17 protein-coding genes are annotated in these 18,349 nt (G+C 58.0%); 4 read left to right on the top strand and 13 right to left on the bottom strand.

The genetic code is table 11. From position 1 onward, the window contains the following. Entirely contained in the window at positions 1 to 2,004 is a 2,004-nt protein-coding gene (cyoB, locus tag QE408_RS09675; protein WP_306930614.1) for a cytochrome o ubiquinol oxidase subunit I, read from the bottom strand. A 64-nt stretch (positions 2,005 to 2,068) separates the two neighbouring features. Further along, positions 2,069 to 3,088, bottom strand: coding sequence for a ubiquinol oxidase subunit II (gene cyoA, locus QE408_RS09670; protein ID WP_306934750.1), 1,020 nt, complete (start codon positions 3,086 to 3,088; stop codon positions 2,069 to 2,071). Between the two features lie 373 nt (positions 3,089 to 3,461). On the opposite strand from cyoA, the gene QE408_RS09665 reads away from it, so the two are divergent. Further along, entirely contained in the window at positions 3,462 to 4,781 is a 1,320-nt protein-coding gene (locus QE408_RS09665; RefSeq protein ID WP_306930612.1) for an MFS transporter, read from the top strand. Between the two features lie 221 nt (positions 4,782 to 5,002). Here the strand turns inward: QE408_RS09665 and QE408_RS09660 are convergent, their stop codons facing one another. The 5 genes from QE408_RS09660 to fabA form a co-directional block, all read right to left on the bottom strand. Beyond that, positions 5,003 to 5,584, bottom strand: coding sequence for a TadE/TadG family type IV pilus assembly protein (locus QE408_RS09660; RefSeq protein WP_306930610.1), 582 nt, complete (start codon positions 5,582 to 5,584; stop codon positions 5,003 to 5,005). 13 nt (positions 5,585 to 5,597) lie between these two features. Further along, positions 5,598 to 6,179: a TadE/TadG family type IV pilus assembly protein gene (locus QE408_RS09655; RefSeq protein ID WP_306930608.1), complete on the bottom strand. Its 582-nt coding sequence runs from the start codon at positions 6,177 to 6,179 to the stop codon at positions 5,598 to 5,600. Between the two features lie 247 nt (positions 6,180 to 6,426). Then, the gene (gene fabI / locus QE408_RS09650) at positions 6,427 to 7,233 is read right to left on the bottom strand and encodes an enoyl-ACP reductase FabI (RefSeq protein ID WP_306930607.1); all 807 of its coding nucleotides are present in this window, start codon (positions 7,231 to 7,233) and stop codon (positions 6,427 to 6,429) included. A gap of 6 nt (positions 7,234 to 7,239) precedes the next feature. Further along, on the bottom strand, positions 7,240 to 8,463 hold the full coding sequence (gene fabB / locus QE408_RS09645; RefSeq protein ID WP_306930605.1) for a beta-ketoacyl-ACP synthase I: 1,224 nt from the start codon (positions 8,461 to 8,463) through the stop codon (positions 7,240 to 7,242). A 64-nt stretch (positions 8,464 to 8,527) separates the two neighbouring features. Further along, complete coding sequence (gene fabA / locus QE408_RS09640; protein WP_062427147.1) at positions 8,528 to 9,043, bottom strand: 3-hydroxyacyl-[acyl-carrier-protein] dehydratase FabA; 516 nt, start codon at positions 9,041 to 9,043, stop codon at positions 8,528 to 8,530. Positions 9,044 to 9,340: 297 nt separating this feature from the next. Between fabA and irrA the strand changes: the two genes are divergently transcribed. Beyond that, on the top strand, positions 9,341 to 9,760 hold the full coding sequence (irrA, locus tag QE408_RS09635) for an iron response transcriptional regulator IrrA (RefSeq protein ID WP_306930602.1): 420 nt from the start codon (positions 9,341 to 9,343) through the stop codon (positions 9,758 to 9,760). A gap of 67 nt (positions 9,761 to 9,827) precedes the next feature. Here irrA and QE408_RS09630 read toward each other — a convergent pair whose 3' ends face one another. Then, positions 9,828 to 10,463, bottom strand: a complete 636-nt coding sequence (locus QE408_RS09630) for a trimeric intracellular cation channel family protein (RefSeq protein WP_306930601.1) — start codon at positions 10,461 to 10,463, stop codon at positions 9,828 to 9,830. A 194-nt stretch (positions 10,464 to 10,657) separates the two neighbouring features. Between QE408_RS09630 and QE408_RS09625 the strand changes: the two genes are divergently transcribed. Beyond that, positions 10,658 to 11,110, top strand: a complete 453-nt coding sequence (locus QE408_RS09625) for a hypothetical protein (protein ID WP_373465576.1) — start codon at positions 10,658 to 10,660, stop codon at positions 11,108 to 11,110. A 5-nt stretch (positions 11,111 to 11,115) separates the two neighbouring features. Here QE408_RS09625 and QE408_RS09620 read toward each other — a convergent pair whose 3' ends face one another. Continuing rightward, on the bottom strand, positions 11,116 to 11,832 hold the full coding sequence (locus QE408_RS09620; protein ID WP_306930597.1) for a YoaK family protein: 717 nt from the start codon (positions 11,830 to 11,832) through the stop codon (positions 11,116 to 11,118). Between the two features lie 195 nt (positions 11,833 to 12,027). On the opposite strand from QE408_RS09620, the gene QE408_RS09615 reads away from it, so the two are divergent. Next, on the top strand, positions 12,028 to 12,510 hold the full coding sequence (locus QE408_RS09615) for a gluconokinase (protein ID WP_306934749.1): 483 nt from the start codon (positions 12,028 to 12,030) through the stop codon (positions 12,508 to 12,510). Here QE408_RS09615 and QE408_RS09610 read toward each other — a convergent pair. The 4 genes from QE408_RS09610 to QE408_RS09595 form a co-directional block, all read right to left on the bottom strand. Then, complete coding sequence (locus QE408_RS09610; protein ID WP_306930595.1) at positions 12,505 to 13,806, bottom strand: NAD(P)/FAD-dependent oxidoreductase; 1,302 nt, start codon at positions 13,804 to 13,806, stop codon at positions 12,505 to 12,507. The two genes, QE408_RS09615 and QE408_RS09610, sit on opposite strands and share 6 nt — an antisense overlap. Positions 13,807 to 13,809: 3 nt before the next feature. Then, entirely contained in the window at positions 13,810 to 15,171 is a 1,362-nt protein-coding gene (locus QE408_RS09605) for a glutamine synthetase family protein (protein ID WP_306930593.1), read from the bottom strand. A 182-nt stretch (positions 15,172 to 15,353) separates the two neighbouring features. Beyond that, the gene (locus tag QE408_RS09600) at positions 15,354 to 16,601 is read right to left on the bottom strand and encodes an NAD(P)/FAD-dependent oxidoreductase (RefSeq protein ID WP_306930592.1); all 1,248 of its coding nucleotides are present in this window, start codon (positions 16,599 to 16,601) and stop codon (positions 15,354 to 15,356) included. Positions 16,602 to 16,703: 102 nt separating this feature from the next. Further along, complete coding sequence (locus QE408_RS09595; protein ID WP_306930591.1) at positions 16,704 to 18,332, bottom strand: ABC transporter ATP-binding protein; 1,629 nt, start codon at positions 18,330 to 18,332, stop codon at positions 16,704 to 16,706. Between the last annotated feature and the right edge of the window lie 17 nt (positions 18,333 to 18,349).

The following is an 18,349-nucleotide window of genomic DNA, read 5'->3' as shown; positions in this document are numbered from 1 at the left end:
TTACGCCTGAGTTGCCAGCAGCTTCGTGCGCGCTGCTTCGACTTCCGCCACATCCGTTTCCGGAATGTAGTAGTCGCGATTGTAGTTGAAGGTGTGGGCAATCGAGACCGCGATGATCGCGAGCAAGCTTGCGGCGGCAAGCCACCAGATATGCCACACCAGACCGAAGCCGAGGGCGACGCTGATGGCGCTGAGGATAACGCCCGTGCCGGTGTTCTTCGGCATGTGGATCGGAATGAAGCCATCCACCGGACGCTCCGCGCCATGCTTCTTCATATCCGCCCAGGCATCGACATCATGCACGACCGGCGTGAAGGCGAAGTTATAGGCAGGCGGCGGAGACGAGGTCGACCACTCCAGCGTGCGGCCGTCATAGGGGTCACCGGTGACGTCACGAAGCTTTTCGCGCTTCAGGAAGCCGACGACGATCGACAGCAGGAAGGAGGCGATGCCGACACCGATCGTGGCAGCGCCAATGGCGGCGATGACGAACCAGATCTGCAGGGACGTATCCTCAAACTGGCTGAGTCGACGCGTTACACCCATCAGACCGAGAATGTAGAGCGGCATGAAGGCGATATAGAAGCCAACAAACCAGCACCAGAAGGACATCTTGCCCCAGAACGGATCGAGACGGAAGCCGAAGGCCTTGGGGAACCAGTAGACGATACCGGCCAGAACACCGAAGACAACGCCGCCGATGATCGTGTTGTGGAAGTGAGCGATCAGGAAGAGCGAGTTGTGCAGCACGAAGTCTGCCGGAGGAACGGCGAGCAGAACGCCGGTCATACCGCCGATGACGAAGGTGATCATAAAGCCGACCGCCCACAACATCGGGACATCGAACTTGATGCGACCCTTATACATGGTGAAGAGCCAGTTGAAGATCTTCGCGCCCGTCGGGATCGAGATGATCATCGTCGTGATGCCGAAGAAGGCGTTGACGCTGGCACCGGAACCCATGGTGAAGAAGTGATGCAGCCACACGACATAGGCCAGAATGGTGATGACGGCAGTCGCGTAAACCATCGAGGTGTAGCCGAAGAGGCGCTTCTGGGAGAAGGTCGAGACGATTTCCGAGAAAATGCCGAAGGCCGGCAGAACCAGGATGTAAACTTCAGGGTGACCCCAGATCCAGATGAGGTTCACATACATCATCGGATTGCCACCAAGGTCATTGGTGAAGAAGTTCATGCCGAGATAACGGTCAAGCGTCAGAAGGGCAAGCGTGCCGGTCAGGATCGGGAAGGATGCCACGATCAGGATGTTCGAACACAGCGACGTCCAGACGAAGATCGGCAGGCGCATCATGGTCATGCCCGGCGCGCGCATCTTGATGATGGTGACGATCAGGTTGATACCCGACAAGGTCGTCCCCACCCCGGCAACCTGAAGTCCCCAGATATAGTAATCGACGCCGACATTCGGACTTCCCTCAATTCCGGACAGAGGCGGATAAGCGAGCCAGCCGGTCTGGGCGTATTCGCCGATAAAGAGCGAGATCATGGTGATCACGGCGCCGGCAGTCGTCATCCAGAAGGAGAAGTTGTTGAGGAAGGGGAAAGACACGTCGCGCGCGCCGATCTGCAGCGGCACGACATAGTTCATCAGACCGGTGATCATCGGCATGGCCATGAAGAAGATCATGATGACGCCATGCGCGGTAAAGATCTGGTCGTAGTGATGCGGTGGCAGGTAGCCTTCCGAACCGCCAGAGGCGATCGCCTGCTGGGTACGCATCAAGACAGCATCAGCGAAGCCACGCAGGAGCATGACGATCGCGAGGACGATATACATGATACCGATCTTCTTGTGGTCGATCGACGTGAACCATTCTCTCCAGAGATAACCCCAGAGTCGGAAATAGGTCGTGAGACCGAGGACGGCGATGGCCCCGATAGCCACCCCGATAAAGGTGACGACGAGGATCGGCTCGTGGTACGGGATGGATTCCAACGTCAGCTTCCCGAACAGGAACGACGTTTGATCGGTGGTGGCGACCATTTTAGCCTCTTGCTTCAAACCTTAAGGGCAGCGCGAAAACGCGCTGCAGACAATCGTTTCAATTTCAGCCGGCTTTGCCCGGAGACGCCGTGGCTTCCGCCTTGACCTGCGGGAGCGCAGCAGGCTCAAAGGTCTGGCCTTCGATGGCAGCAGGCATGGAGCCCGGGCCAGTGGCCACGCCGTAGGGCGAAAGCGGGGTGCAGACAACGGAGTTCAGCGCCTTGGCTATATCGATGCCTTCCTTGCCGCCGCCGCCATTGGCATCGACATGCATCATGTCGCGCATGCACAGCTTGTTCGGCTCGACGCAGCGATTGAGGATCGCGTCATAAAGCTGAGGATCGACATTGGCAAAGTATTCCACCGGATTGCGTTCGCTCGGCTTGGCCAGTTCCAGGTATTCCATGCGGCCGAAAGGCTTGCCGCCTTCCTTGACCTTGGCGACCCACTGGTCGAAGCCTTGCTGGCTCACGCCGTGGAACTTAAAGCGCATCCACGAGAAGCCGGGGCCGGAGAAGTTTGCCGAAAAGCCGTCATAGACGCCTTCGCGGTTGATGACGGCGTGCAGCTTGGTCTGCATGCCACCCATGGCATAGATCTGACCGGCAAGGGCTGGCACGAAAAAGGAGTTCATCGCCGTCGTGCCGGTGATCTTGAAGTTGATCGGAACGTCGACGGGGGCGGCAAATTCATTGACGCTGCCGATGCCGAGTTCCGGATAGAAGAACAGCCACTTCCAATCCATGGCAACCACTTCGACCGTCAGCGGCTTGACCGCTTCCGTCACTTCCCTGGCCTCATCGATACGATCGAGTGGGCGATAGGGATCGAGACGGTGGGTGGCGATCCACGTAACGGTGCCAAGCATCAGGATGATGGCGACCGGGGCAGACCAGATGACCATTTCCAGACGGGTGGAGTGGTGCCACTCGGGATCGTAATCGGTCGCCTTGGCGGCCGCGCGATACTTCCAGGCGAAGAAGATTGTCAGCGCGAGGACCGGAACGATGATCAACAGCATGAGAACCGTCGCAGTGATGATCAGATCGGCCTGCTGGCGGGCGACGTCACCGGAAGGGTTCATGACGACGAGGTTGCAGCCGCTGAGCAGCAGCAACGACGACAGGCCCCCAAGGGCCGCGGTAAGTTTCTTGATCGTGCGCACGTTCTTCTACTCGATTATTCGGTATGGACCGGGATTAGTTGCCAAATGTCATTTAATAAATGTGTAATTTTGTCGCGGTGCAGCGGCCTTTTGCACTGCAGCAATGACAGCTGGTCGAAGCAGTTTTCCTGTATCCAGCAGTTACTCCAAACAGAGCCCCATCGGCAAGCAATTTCAGGCAATTCCGTTTGACGGGTGCATTAGCGTGTGTGACAATCGGTCGCATGTAACGCAACGGATGAGGAGCCGCGTGCGTTACGGACATGGTTCGCAATATGCAGGAGGGACTATTATGAGCTATACCGACACGGCCTCAACGTTTCCGGCCTCCGACGCCCCATCGAGCCAGGCTCCCGTAGCCGTCGATCCGGACCGCATCACGATGGCTGTCATTCTCGCGAGAATGACTGAATTTTTCGACTTTTTTGTCTATGCGATCGCGTCTGTTCTGGTGTTTCCCTACGTCTTCTTTTCGTTTGCGGATCCGCTGACCGCGACGCTCTATTCCTTCGCCGTGTTCTCGCTCGCCTTCATTGCGCGACCGATCGGTTCCCTCATCTTCCTGCAGATCGACCGCAAGTTCGGTCGTGCCGTCAAGTTGACTGCCGCCCTCTTCACACTCTGTGGATCGACGATGGCGATCAGTTTCCTGCCCTCTTATGGTGACGTCGGTATCATGGCGCCGATCCTGCTTGCCGTCTTCCGCATCGGTCAGGGTCTCGGTCTTGGCGGCGCGTGGGATGGTCTGGTCTCGCTTCTGGCCATGAACGCACCTGAAAAGCAGCGCGGCTGGTATGCGATGATGCCGCAGATCGGTGCTGCCATGGGCTTTGGTCTCGCCAGCGCCTTCTTCATCATCTTCGTGACCCAGCTTTCCAACCCTGAGTTTCTTGCCTGGGGGTGGCGCTTCCCATTCTTCGTCGCTCTGGCACTGAATGTTCTGGCACTGTTTGCCCGCCTTCGCATGATCGTGACGCCGGAATTCCAGGCCATGCTGGCCCAGCATGAACTGGAGCCGAAGCCGATGTTCGAGATGCTGCGCAGCCAGTCGCGCGTCGTCATCACCGGCGCCTTCGTTCCGCTGGCTAGCTTCGCACTGTTCCACCTCGTTACCGTCTTTCCGATCAGCTGGGTGGTTCTGCATACGCAGCAGCGTCTGTCGGACTTTCTCTTCGTTCAGTTCATCAGCGCCATCATCGGCGGTGGGATGATCGTCGTGTCCGGCGCGCTTGCCGATCGTATTGGGCGCCGCAAGCTGCTGGTCATTGCCGCGTCGTTGATCGGCGTGTTCAGCTTCATCGCACCAATCCTGATGGCGTCTGGAGATATCGGCCGCTATCTGTTCGTCTTGATCGGCTTCTCGCTGCTCGGCCTGTCCTTCGGTCAGGCTGGCGGCGCGCTGGCGTCGCGCTTCAGCCGGGAGTATCGCTACACCGGTGCGTCCTTGACCTCAGATATTTCGTGGCTGATCGGTGCAGGCTTCGCACCCCTCGTGGCGCTCGGCTTCTCTTCGGAATTCGGCCTCTTCGCCGTCGGCATCTACCTGCTGTCCGGCGCGGTCTGCACCATCGTGGCGCTGTTCTTCAGCCGCAAGCTTGACATGCCCGCCTGATCGGTTTCCAGGCATCTAAAAATGAAAGCTGCGAGACTCTGACGTTTCGCAGCTTTTTTGTTTTCTCCGATGAGCCATAAAGCCCATGCTTTGACTGAGCTACCCTGCACCTGCGCAACACATGTTGAGCATTGTCGCGCTCCAATGGATTCGCTCCTCACACCGTAACTGCGCGTTTCGTACATGGCGTCGTCACGAAATCGTTTCGCACTTTTTGCGCTTTAGCAGTCGCGGCAGAGAATCGGGTCACCCTCGCGCTTGGCGAAATAGTAATCCCGGCTGATCGTGATGGTCGAGTTTTCCGATACCATCGTCGGCATGAACATGAGCAGACTATGTGGCACCGACAGTTCGGCATGCACGAGAAAGTCGCTGACAGAGCGTAAGTTTGCCGGCACATCCGCCGCGGCACCGACCGCATAGGGACGACCACCGCCCTGGTCCCAGGACCATACCACCGTCGCATTCTTGTTGATATCGATCTTGATGCCGGTGATCTTGAGCTTCAATCCATCCGTGCCGTAGGGAACGAAGATCGCCGCGGCCACATCCTTCATCGTCGCCAGATAGTCCTTGTCGACCTTCGTCTGGGTCGAGACGATGTCGGCAATCGCTCCAGCGGCACGCGTCGCGCGCTTATAGACGCTGAAACCTATCGTCAGCTCGAACGACGTTAGATAGAGCGATACGAGCAGCGGAAAGATGATGGCAAACTCGATTGCGCCCGCACCTTCCCGGTGCTTGGCAAAGCGTAGAAAGATGCCGCTGGTCTTCGCGCAGGATGGTCTGGTTTTGACCTTCATCTTTTTCCGCTCGCTAGTAATTCTCGTTGCGATACGCATCGGTCGCAACGATGAGGAAGTGGGAGGGCATCGAACCATCAGCCGGACGGATCTTCGTCAGATAGGGACGAATGAGATCGGTAATGACCGGCCAGCGATAATAGACCCGCAGCATATTGATCGTGCCGGGCCCTCCGGGCTTGAAGCCGAAGACAGAGGTGTTGAGATCGTAATATTCGCCTGTCTGGATCAGCGGGATGGTTTTGGGTATATCCGCGAAGCTATTGAACTGGCGAAGATCGATGTAAAGTTTGGCGGCCTGTTTGATCTCGTCTTCCGAGCAGGTTACTAAAACTGAAACCTCCTGGCAGAACTGCTTGCGAAAGTCTTCCTTGGTCACGGTATTGGTGATCTGCCCGGTCCGCAATTTGCGCGCCATGGTGTCGGTGGCATTGACGAAAAGCTGCTCACCCATCATCGCGATAAAGGTTTCCAGGATCGCGAAAACGACAAGGAAGTACGGCATGGCGAGAATGGCGAATTCGATCGCGGCGGCGCCATCGCGCGAGCGGAGTAACTTGCCAGGTAATGCCTTCTGCAACATTGGCCTTCGCATGCGCTCTTCTATCTCTGACGGAAATTGATCTTGCGGGAGTGGTATCGCACAAGGATCATTATGAGGGCTTTCTTTATATTTCCCTGTCGGAAAATCTCAGATTTGCCACATGTCTTGTTTTTCGACACACAAAGATCAGTAAAAGCGTCTCCGAACGCCCGGGAACACCAGCAAACGCCTCAGTATCGGGCACAAAAAAGCCCAGCGATGCCGGGCTTTTTCAACATGATCTGGTCAGGCGGACCGCTTAATCAGCGTCAGCTCTGCGGAGCTCTTCCAGTGTCGGCACCGAGGTGATGTTGTAGCCGCAATCCACATAGTGGCATTCGCCGGTCACACCGCGGGAGAGGTTCGACAGAAGATAGAGCGCAGAGCCGCCGATATCGTCGATGTCGGCTGTGCGGCGCAACGGTGCGTTCTTCAGGTTCCATGCGAAGATTGCACGCGCATCCGAAATGCCGGCGCCTGCCAGCGTGCGGACGGGACCGGCCGAAATGGCATTGACGCGAATCCCCTTCGGACCATAGTCGGCTGCCAGATAGCGGACGGACGCCTCGAGAGCCGCCTTTGCCACGCCCATGACATTGTAATTCGGGATGACGCGCTGGGAGCCGTTATAGGTCAACGTCAACATCGAGCCGCCATCCGTCATCAGGCTTGCCGCCCGCTTGGCAATCTCGGTGAAAGAGAAGCATGAGATGACCATCGTGCGGCTGAAGTTTTCGCGTGTCGTATCGGCGTAGAGACCCTTCAGCTCGTTCTTGTCGGAAAAGCCGATGGCGTGAACGACGAAGTCGATCGAACCCCAGCGCTCGCGCAGGGTTTCAAAAAGAGCGTCCACGGATGCAATATCTTCGACATCGCAGGGTACGATGAAATCGGAGCCGACTTCAGCCGCGAGCGGCTTGACGCGCCTTCCAAGAGCTTCACCCTGATAGGTAAAAGCCAGTTCCGCGCCCTGTGCGGCCAGTGCCTTGGCAATGCCCCAGGCGATCGAGTGATTGTTTGCGACGCCCATGATGAGGCCGCGTTTACCCTGCATGATGCCGTTCATGGGCAATTATCCGTTATAGCGCTGGAAGACGAGCGTGGCGTTGGTACCGCCGAAGCCGAAGGAGTTGGAGAGGACAGTGTCGATCTTGGCATTGTCGATGCGCTGGCGAACGATCGGAACGCCATCGAATTCCGGATCGATGGTCTCGATGTGGGCGCTCTCGCCGATGAAGCGTTCCTGCATCATCAACAGACCATAGATCGATTCCTGAACGCCGGCAGCACCGAGCGAATGGCCCGTCAACGACTTGGTCGACTGGATATGCGGGATCTTATCGCCGAAGACTTCGCGGATCGCGCCAATTTCCTTGCTGTCGCCGACAGGCGTGGAGGTACCGTGGGTGTTGACGTAATCGATATCGCCCTTCACGGTCGCGAGCGCCTGACGCATGCAGCGGATGGCGCCTTCGCCGGACGGTGCCACCATGTCGTAACCATCCGAGGTCGCGCCGTAGCCGACGATTTCCGCATAGATCTTCGCGCCGCGTGCCTTGGCATGCTCCAGCTCTTCCAGAACCAGAACGCCTGCACCACCGGCAATCACGAAACCATCGCGATTGACGTCATAGGCGCGCGAGGCGACCGAGGGCGTTTCGTTGTACTTGGACGACATGGCGCCCATGGCGTCGAAAAGATTCGACATGGACCAGTCGAGATCCTCGTGGCCGCCAGCGAACATCACATCCTGCTTGCCCCACTGAATCATTTCAGCGGCGTTGCCGATGCAGTGCGCCGATGTCGAGCAGGCAGACGAGATGGAGTAGTTCACGCCGTGGATCTTGAACCATGTGGCAAGGGTGGCGGATGCCGTAGACGACATGGCCTTCGGCACGGCAAAGGGGCCGATGCGCTTCGGGCTGTTGTTCTTCAACGTGATGTCGGATGCCTCGACGATGGTGCGTGTGGACGGACCACCCGAGCCCATGATGATGCCGGTGCGCTCATTGCCGCTGATATCGCCCTCTTCCAAACCGGAATCGGCAATCGCCTGCTTCATCGCAACATGGTTCCACGCTCCACCCTGGGAGAGAAAGCGCATGGCGCGACGATCCACCAGATCGGTCGGATCAAGCGATGGCTTGCCCCAGACCTGGCACTTGAAGCCATGTTCGGCAAAGTCGGGCGAGAACGAAATGCCGGACTTGGCGTCTCTCAAAGAAGCCGTGACTTCGCCCGCGTCGCTGCCGATCGATGAAACGATACCGAGGCCGGTGACTACTACTCTTCTCATGAAGGTGACCTTTTCTTAAAGCTTGCCGCAGATGGCGCGAGTTGCGCCCGTCTTGCCAAAGACGTCAGGCGGTCTTTTCCTTAGACAGACCAACGCGAAGGTCCGTCGCTTGATAGATGGTTTCGCCATCGGCCTTCAGCCAGCCATCGGCGGTGCCGAGCACGAGGCGGCCGCGCATCACGCGCTTGAAATCGATACCATATTGCAGGAGCTTGGTTTCAGGACGAACCATGCCTTTGAACTTTACTTCACCGGTGGAGAGCGCCATGCCGCGGCCAGGCTCACCCAGCCAGCCGAGGAAGAAGCCTGTCAGCTGCCACATGCCGTCGAGACCGAGGCAGCCCGGCATGATCGGGTTTCCCTGAAAGTGGCACGGGAAGTACCAGTCATCCGGCTTCACGTCATATTCCGCGCGGATGAAGCCCTTGTCGAACTCGCCGCCGGTTTCGGAAATTTCAGTGATACGATGAACCATCAGCATTGGAGGCAGAGGAAGCTGTGCATTGCCGGGGCCAAACAGTTCGCCACGGCCACATGCCAGAATTTCCTCATAATTATAGCTCGATTGCCTCGTTGCCATTGCTTCCGTTTCCCGTCTCATCGTGTTTCTAGACTTCTGTAAAGCAAGTTAGGCTCAAAATGAAGCACCGCAAGGGCAGCATCCACATTGGAGCAGACCAACTTGCCAGAGGCCTGTTCTCAATATGGCGCCCGCATACAGGAAGCGTAAGGACGGAACCAGCGGAAAATTGCAAAAACGGCCCTTTTGCCGCCAATAGGACAGGCGGCTCCGCCGGAAACTATTGAAAGCCTTGTCCTTAAAAGATATATGCATCCTCACGACGCACTTTATAACCGTTCTCAGGAACCGCAACCGATGGCATTTGACGCCAGCTTGGACATTGGAACACGGCTACGCCGCTTCGGCCTGCGCCCGACACGCCAGCGCATTGCGCTTGGCGATCTGCTGTTCGCGAAGGGCGACCGCCACCTGACGGTAGAAGAGCTTCATGACGAGGCGGTGACGGCTGGCGTGCCCGTTTCGCTGGCAACCGTCTACAATACGCTGCACCAATTCACCGAGGCTGGCCTGATCCGCGTGCTCGCGGTTGAGGGTGCGAAGACCTATTTCGACACCAACGTCTCGGATCACCATCACTTTTTCGTTGAGGGTGAAAACGAGGTTCTCGATATTCCGGTCAACAATCTGCAGATCGGCAATCTTCCCGAACCACCACAGGGTATGGAAATCGCCCATGTGGATGTTGTTATCCGCCTGCGGCGCAAACAGCGCTGATACGAGATGGTTCGATTGGAAAAGGCACCGGAAGGTGCCTTTATCGTTTCGAGGCTTCGTCCTCGCCCTACATCACGTCTTCGGGTGGACGACCAGGGCGAGACCTGTAGGGCGGAAAGGTCCAACCGAAAATCAGCGCTCCGCTACGGATGCCAAAAGCGGTGAGAATGCCTGCCGTCGAAGACACGATGAGGGGCGCACCGAGGAAATGCACGCCGGTGAACACGCAGGCGCCAGCCAGCGCACAGCTGATATAGATTTCCGGGCGCAGCAGAACAGAAGGCTCGCCCGCAAGAACATCACGCAGGACTCCGCCAAAGGTGGCGGTCATCGTTCCGGTGACGATCGCAACAGTCGGCGATCCGGTGGCAGCAAGACCCTTGGCTGCCCCCATGACCCAATAGGCCGAAAGGCCGACGGCATCCAGCCAGATCAGCAGGCGGTAACGGGATTCGAAAAGGTGCGCGGTGAAATAAACGAGTGCTGCCACACCGACGCAGACGAGGATGTAGGTCGGATTGATCACCCAGAAGACCGGCGCACGGCCAAGCACCAGATCCCGCAATGTGCCCCCGCCGATCCCTGTCGCTGCAGCGAAGAACATGAAGCCGATGAAATCCAGCTGTTTGCGTGAGGCAGCCAGAGCGCCTGTTGCCGCAAAAACAGCGACACCCGCATAATCGAGGAAGGCCAAGAGTGACATGAAGAGGCGCTCCTTGATTTCTGTGGTGGCGGTCAGTGTGACGCAAGCGCGGCGGGTTATAGACCTCGCCATCATTATGCTGCGCCATCCATAACGCAAATCCGGTAAAGATGAAGCCGTTTTGCTTATGGATGTTCCTGACGGCAGCGATCAGACCACGAAGGACACTTGCCTTGAAACGTCTCTTCTCATCCATGCTGAGCCTGCTGGCGCTTTTGAGCCTGATGACGCCAGCGCTCGCCCAACAGGAATTGATTAGCGATCCGGAAGTTTATGAGAAGGCTTTTTTCCAAAAGCAGTGCAAGGTCGCCGAATTCGGACCCGATTACATCTCCCGCATCGACATCAACAATGACGGGCTGATGGATGCGGTGACCAATCGCGGAGCGCTGACCTGCGACGGTCATAAGAGCACCACCTGCAATGACGACGGCTGCCCCTATAACTTTTACGTCCAGGTGAAAGAGGGCGGATATCTGTTGATCGCAACTGCCACGATCTACGGCTACGATTTTATCCAGCGCTTCGGCAACATGGTCTTCGTGCTGAAAATGCATCCACGCTATTGCGATCGGACCGACAGCGTCCCTTGCGAAATGACTGTGCGTGTGAGAGGCACCTCCTTCGTCACGCTCTCGCGCAAATAAGATGCCTAAGCGCCAGTTGCGGCACGCTTGATCGCGACGCGCTGATTATAGCGGCTTCTGAGAGACCTCGGCATCAGCAAGCTTGCCAGTGCCACGACAAAGACGATCAGACTGACGACGAGGAGTGCGCCATCCGGAAACAGGCTCGCAAGGATCGCGCCCGAAATCGCGCCCGACACCATTCCGAGCCAGGGGGCAAGCTGGATCGTCCAGTCGAGCTTTCGCTCGCCCAAAATCAAGCGGCCAATACCACGACCGAAGCGAGAGAGCGCACCCGTCACATAGGTCAGCCCGATCGGTAGACCTTCGATATGCTCGACCGCTGCGTTGATCATACCCATGGCAAAGACGATCAGATAGAAGTCGATAGGGCGAAGTGCGGACGCCTGCATCAGGGCGGCGAGTGCCAGCATGAGGGCAACCGAGCAAAGCACGGTGAAGATGCGGCGCTGCGAACTATGGGCGATGATGATGCCCGCAGCATTGCCAGCGACGAAAGTGATGATGGCAAGAAAAAGCTTCAATGCGTGATCATACTGGCCGGCCTCCAGCGAAATCGCCGCACGGGTGGTGTTGCCGGTCATGAAGGACACGAAGTCTCCCGACATCATCAGCCCGATCGCATCCGTCATTCCAGCCACAAACGAGATGGCGGCCACCAGCGCCAGCCCCATTCCTGTGCGTCTTGCCTTGATGATAGAGCGGCGGCGTTGTCTGGTCATGGTGCCTCGGCATGCAGAGACTCAACAGTCTGTGTTCGGGGATTTTAGGCACGTGGATATTGCGATTTCAACAACGCGATCCGGCGCCTGGGAAGGCTTCGTTGATAAAAAACGATTTTCTTATCTCCGCCTTCTTGCTAGGCCAGCAGAACCAAAAAAGGGAAAGGTTTTCGCGTGAAACAGGCAATCATCGTGATGGGCGTCAGCGGCTGCGGCAAATCCACTGTCGGCGCGGAGCTGGCGGAAAAGCTCGGGATACCGTTTCAGGAGGGTGACAGGCTGCACCCGAAGGCCAATGTCGAGAAGATGAGCGCCGGTATTCCACTGACCGATGATGACCGGTGGCCGTGGCTCGATCTCGTGGGTGCGGAGCTTCGCCAAGGCTATAAGGCCGGTGGCGTGGTGATTTCCTGCTCGGCCTTGAAGAAATCCTATCGCGACCGGCTGCGGGCGGCCTGCGGCGGACCCTTGGCCTTTGTTTTCCTGGAAGGCAGCGTCGAGCTTTTGACGAGCCGCATGGGTGCACGCAAGGGCCACTTCATGCCGCTATCGCTGCTAAAGACGCAACTCGACACGCTGGAAGTCCCAACCGGTGAACCGGGAGTCGTCACCGTGAACATCGATGCCACGCCCGATGAGATCGTCGAGCGCGCGCTGAAGGGGTTGAAGTCCTTATAGTCCGAGCTTGTCGCGCAGGCCGTACCACCATGCACCCAGCATGGTGAGCGGCACTCGGAAGGTCTTGCCGCCTGGAAATGGAAAATTCGGCAGCGATGACCAGACATCGAAGCGTCCTGCCTGACCGGAGACGACTTCCGCCAAAATACGCCCGAGCAATTGCGTGGTGGTCACCCCATGACCGCTATCGCCGTGGGAGAAATAGATGTTCTCCGACAGCCGCCCCATATGCGGAATGCGCGTCAGTGTCAGCGCGAAGTTGCCGCTCCAGGCAAAGTCGATCTTGACGTCCTTCAACTGTGGAAAGGTTTTCAGCATATTGGGGCGGATGACACTGGTCAGGTCGGCCGGATCACTGCCGCCATAACCGATGCCGCCGCCATAGAGCAGCCGGTTGTCTGAAGTACGCCGATAATAATCGAGAATATAGTTGGCATCTTCGACGCAATAATTTGCGGGAAGCAGGCTCTCGATCAGGCTCGCATCGAGCGGCTCTGTCGCCATGACCTGGCTTGAGACCGGCATCATCCGATCGCCGATTTCCGGCAAGAGCTTGCCAAGATAGGCATTGCCGCAGACCAGCACATATTTCGCCGTGACCTTGCCATGCGCGGTTCTGACCGTTGGGTTCGTTCCCTTCTCGACACCGATCACTCTGGAATTTTCGAAGATGCGGCCACCCATCTTCTCAATCGCAGCCGCCTCACCCAGCACGTAATTCAGTGGATGGATATGACCGCCGAACCGGTCGATCATGCCGCCGGCATAACGATCGGACTTCACATATTTGCCCACCTCTGCCTTGGACACCATCTCCAGCCCGGAATGCCCGTGCTTCTCCCAATGCGCCTTGTTGGCTTCCATCTCCTTGATCTGCTTTGGTGTGAAAGCGGCGAAGAAACCGCCATCCACGAGATCGCAGTCGATCCCATATTTCGCCACCCGCTCGCGGATGATCTGTCCGCCCTCCAGCGACATCTCGCCGAGTTTCACGGCCTTCTCGTGCCCATAGCGCCCCGCGATGGTTTCGAGATCGCGGCTGTAGCCATTGACGATCTGACCGCCATTGCGACCGGATGCGCCAAAACCGATCCGGGAGCCTTCCAGCACGATGACAGAGAAGCCTTTTTCCGCAAGCTCGAGTGCAGCCGACATGCCGGTGAAGCCAGCGCCGATCACACAGATATCCGCATGCATCTCGCCTTCGAGCGCCGGTCGTACAGTCTTGTCATTGGCGGAGGCGGCATACCAGGAGGTCGTGTGACCGGGGTTCGGAAGCGCGGTTACCTGAGCCATGTTTCACACCGTCCTGATATAGGCGTCATATTCCACATCGGTGACGCGAAGCGAGAATTCGGAAATTTCCTGCTGCTTGCAGGCAGCATAGAGCGTTCTGTAGCGCTGGCCGAGCGTGGCATAGGCAAAACTCGAACGGGCAAAGCGCTGGACCGCATAATCCCAGTTCGTCGGCAAGGGCTCGTGATTGATGGCATGGCTATCGCCAGCAATCGCACCGCCCGGCTGGCGCTTCTCCCGCATGCCGGAAAGCGCCGCGTTCAGGATCATGGCAAGCACGAGATAGGGGTTGGTGTCAGCACCCGCCACACGGTGTTCGATGCGGGTGGCCGGTTTGCTTGCGGTGATCACCCGCACGGCGGCCGAGCGGTTGTCGAAACCCCAGGAGGCATAGGTCGGCGCATGTTCACTCGGGCGCAGCCGCCGATAGGAATTGGCATGCGGCGCAAACACCGCCATGCTTTCCCCCATGTTCTCCAGAAGTCCACCAACGCTGTGCATCAGCGCTTCCGACGGACCGTCCTCGCCCACATAGATGTTTCGTCCATCCTTATCCAGAACGGAGAAATGCACATGCATACCGTTGCCAGCTTGCGTGCCATAGGGCTTGGCCATGAAGGTGGCATCCAGATCATGCTTGCGCGCCACCCCTTTGACGATGCGCTTGAGGAAGACGGCGAAATCCGCCGCCTGAAGCGCATCGGGCACATGGTTGAGGTTGATTTCGTATTGCCCGGGGCCATTTTCGCGAAGCGTCGTATCGGCCAGCACGTTCTGGGCGCGACAGGCAGTGGCGATGTCGTGAAAGACGTCTTCGAAATCCTGAAGTTCGGAAATGGAGAGAACCTGCGTCTGACCCGTATGCCAGCGCCCTTCCCGGCTATTGGGCGGCCGCACAGGATCGAGCGCGGAACGGACCGGATCGATCAGATAGAATTCAAGTTCGGTGGCAACGACAGGGGTCAAGCCACGCTTGGTAAAGCCGGATAGAACCTGCGCAAGAACATGCCGCGAATCTGCGAAGAAACCAGCACCATCCGGCTCGGTCATGGCGAGAAGCACTTGCGCCGTGGGTCGCCCAAGCCATGTGACGCGCGACAGGGTTTCAGGCACTGCAAAACACAAGCCGTCAGGATCGCCGGTTCCTTCTGCCAGACCAGCGGCGTTCACGTCGCGGCCCCATATATCCAGCGCATAAACGGAACGGGGCACGGCCATGCCTTTTTCCAGCACGTCGAGCGCCCGCTCACGCGGGATCCACTTGCCCCGGGGTATGCCATTGGCGTCAATGACGAAGGCTTCGAGGATTTCAATATCGGGGTTCTGTTGGAAAAAGGTCTTTGCGTATTCGATATCAGCCATCATTCACCAGTTGGATCGTTACTTTCTCAGTCGGCCATAGGTGCCGACACTAATGAAAGTCGTCCTGCTGCTGGTAGATCAGATATCGCGCCGTCATCGTGACACTATGCCCCGCTGCATCCCTTTTTCCTCCCTCCGGCCATGTTAAGCAGGCTTTTGCAGGAAGGCCACCCCCAATCTCGATATTAGGGATTGAAGCGCTCCGCAGCGTATGGGGCGATCGGTATGACCGGGGTCTCGCCAAGCATGGCCTCAGCCAGGACTCGCCCGGTGATGGGTCCAAGCGTCAGACCATGATGGGCGTGTCCGAAGGCAAACCAGAGGCTTTTGTGTCGCGGCGCCTTGCCGATGACCGGCATCATGTCCGGCGTACAGGGACGGGCGCCCATCCAGGGGTCCGCATCCAGCCTGCCACCCAGCGGAAAGATGGTGCGGGCCACCCGCTCTGCCCGAAACAACTGGACAGGTGATTTCGGCGCATCACGATCGGCAAACTCCGCCCCGGTTGTCAGGCGGATCCCCTTTTTCATCGGTGCCAAAAAGTACCCCCGCTCGGCATCGATCAGCCAGTTATTCAGCCTCGTCCCTTCCTGAGGAGCGTAGTGCATATGATAGCCGCGCTTGACGCCCATCAGAAAGCGATAGCCCAGCCGTGCTGTGACCGTATCTGCCCAGGGGCCGAGCGCAACAACCACGCTCTCGGCCTCCACCAGCCCATTGTCCGTCTGGATCTTCCAGCCGGTCGGCGTCTGTGACAGAGCCGCCGCATCACCTTTGACGAATGTACCGCCCAGACTTTCAAACAGGCGCAGATAGGCCATGGTGAGACCATGCGGGTCGAGTACCGACCAGGGGTCATTCCACTTCAGGCCGCCGACAAAGTCTTTTGAGAGATGTAGCTCTGCTTCGGCCAATTCCTGCCGGGTCAGCTTCGTGTGAGAAATGCCGTGATCGCGCGCAAGGCGCTCGGCAAAAGCGAAGTCGGCATCTCGTTTGGCCTCTGTCCGGTAAGCCTCCATCCAACCATTCTTGACGATAAGATCGCCGGCCTTCGCCTCATCGATCAGGATCGAATGCTCGGTAATCGAATGTTCGATCAACGGTGCGTAGGAACGGGAGATCGCTGCGTGCCGTGCAGGTTGCGAATGATACCAGTAGCGCGCCAGAAACGGTGCGATCTTCGGCACTGCCGCCATATGATAATGCGCGTCGATGCGGTTGTTGAGCGAGTAGCGCGCAAGCAGGCCGAGATCCTGGGGGAAGCCATAGGGAACAACGCCTTCACGCTGGATGAGACCGGCATTGCCGAAGGATGTTTCCTCCCCTGGTCCGCGGCGGTCGAGAAGGACGACGGATTTTCCGCGCCTTGCCAGTTGCACCGCCACCGAGACCCCAATGATCCCGGCACCCAATACGATCACATCCGCTGCCATGCTCTTCTTCCTCTGTCCGTCATCAGACGTATCAGGAAGATGGCGTTCCCGACCAGGGAACGCAACAGTAAAACCGCTTCACTGCTGTTTGCGTGGCGCGCTCTACTCGCTGACGGCTTCGGTCTTGACCGCCTCGATATTGAAGGCCGCCGCCATCAATGCGCGAGTATAGTCTTCTTTCGGCGCCTCGAAGATCGACTTGGCGGGGCCGCTTTCGACGATCTTACCATGGCGCATGACGATCACCTCGTTGGCAAGTGCCTTCACCACCTTGAGATCGTGGCTGATGAAGAGATAGGCGAGATCATGTTTCGACTGTAGATCACGCAGGAGATCGACCACTTGCGCCTGCACGCTCATATCCAGAGCTGAGGTCGGTTCGTCCAGCATGACGAAGCGTGGCTTTAGAACCATGGCGCGGGCAATCGCGATACGCTGCCGCTGCCCACCGGAAAACTCATGCGGATAGCGCCAACGCGTGGCAGGATCGAGCCCCACCTCTTCCAGTGCCTTGGCGACACGCCGGTCACGCTCCTCATAGGAGAGCGATGTCTCATGAACCTTCAGACCTTCGGCGATAATGTCTCCGACCGACATGCGCGGGCTCAGCGAACCATACGGGTCTTGAAACACCACCTGAAGGCGGTTTCTGAGCGGCTTCATCATGGAATAGGAATAGCTGTCGATGGACTGGCCGATGAAACTGATCCGGCCCTTCGAGGAAATAAGCCGCGATAGCGCAAGCCCGAGGGTCGTCTTGCCTGAACCGGATTCCCCCACCACGCCAACCGTCTGACCTTCACGAAGGGTGATGTTAATGCCATCCACCGCCTTGACGTGATCCACGACCTTGCGCATCAACCCGGCCTTGATCGGAAACCAGACCTTGATGTCGTCGCCCTGCATCACCACCGGCTTGTTGTGGTCGGCAAGCGGCGGCTCGCCCTTCGGTTCAGCGGCCAGAAGATGGCGGGTATAGGCATGCTGTGGATTGGTGAAGACCTGCTCGACGGTCCCTGTCTCGACGATCTTGCCCTTGGTCATGACGCAGACACGATCGGCAAATTTACGCACGATGCCGAGATCGTGGGTGATGAAGAGCATAGACATGTGATGCTGGTTTTTCAGCCCCGCCAGCAACTCGAGAATTTGAGCCTGCACCGTCACGTCGAGCGCCGTCGTCGGCTCGTCCGCGATCAGCAGTTTAGGGCGGTTGGCGAGCGCCATGGCGATCATCACACGTTGGCGTTGCCCGCCCGAAAGCTCATGCGGGAAGGCTTTCAGCCGCTTTTCCGGCTCGCGAATGCCCACCTGATTGAGGAGTTCCAGGATGCGGGAACGCGCAGGCGCTCCGGTGAGCGCCTGGTGCAGCTCCAGAATTTCACCGATCTGCCGCTCGATGCTGTGAAGCGGATTGAGCGAGGTCATTGGCTCCTGGAAGATCATGGTGATATCGTTGCCGCGTACCGATCGCAGATCGCGCATCGGCATCGTGAGCAAATCCCTGCCTTCGAACAGTATCTGACCTGAAGGGTGGCTTGCCGCCGGATAGGGCAGAAGCTTCAGGATGGAATTGGCCGTCACCGACTTGCCCGATCCGGATTCGCCAACCAGCGCCAGCACTTCGCCGGGCATGATTTCGAAAGAGACCTTGTCGACAGCGAGACTTTCTTTACCGCCCTGATGGAAGGCAACGGAGAGGTCTCGGACGGAGAGGAGGGGTGCGGTCATTGTGCCTGTATTCGTTT

This window comes from Agrobacterium larrymoorei, from assembly GCF_030819275.1.
GTDB lineage: Bacteria > Pseudomonadota > Alphaproteobacteria > Rhizobiales > Rhizobiaceae > Agrobacterium > Agrobacterium larrymoorei_B.
Note: the sequence above shows the minus strand (reverse complement) of the source record. Positions and strands in the feature narration are given on the sequence as shown.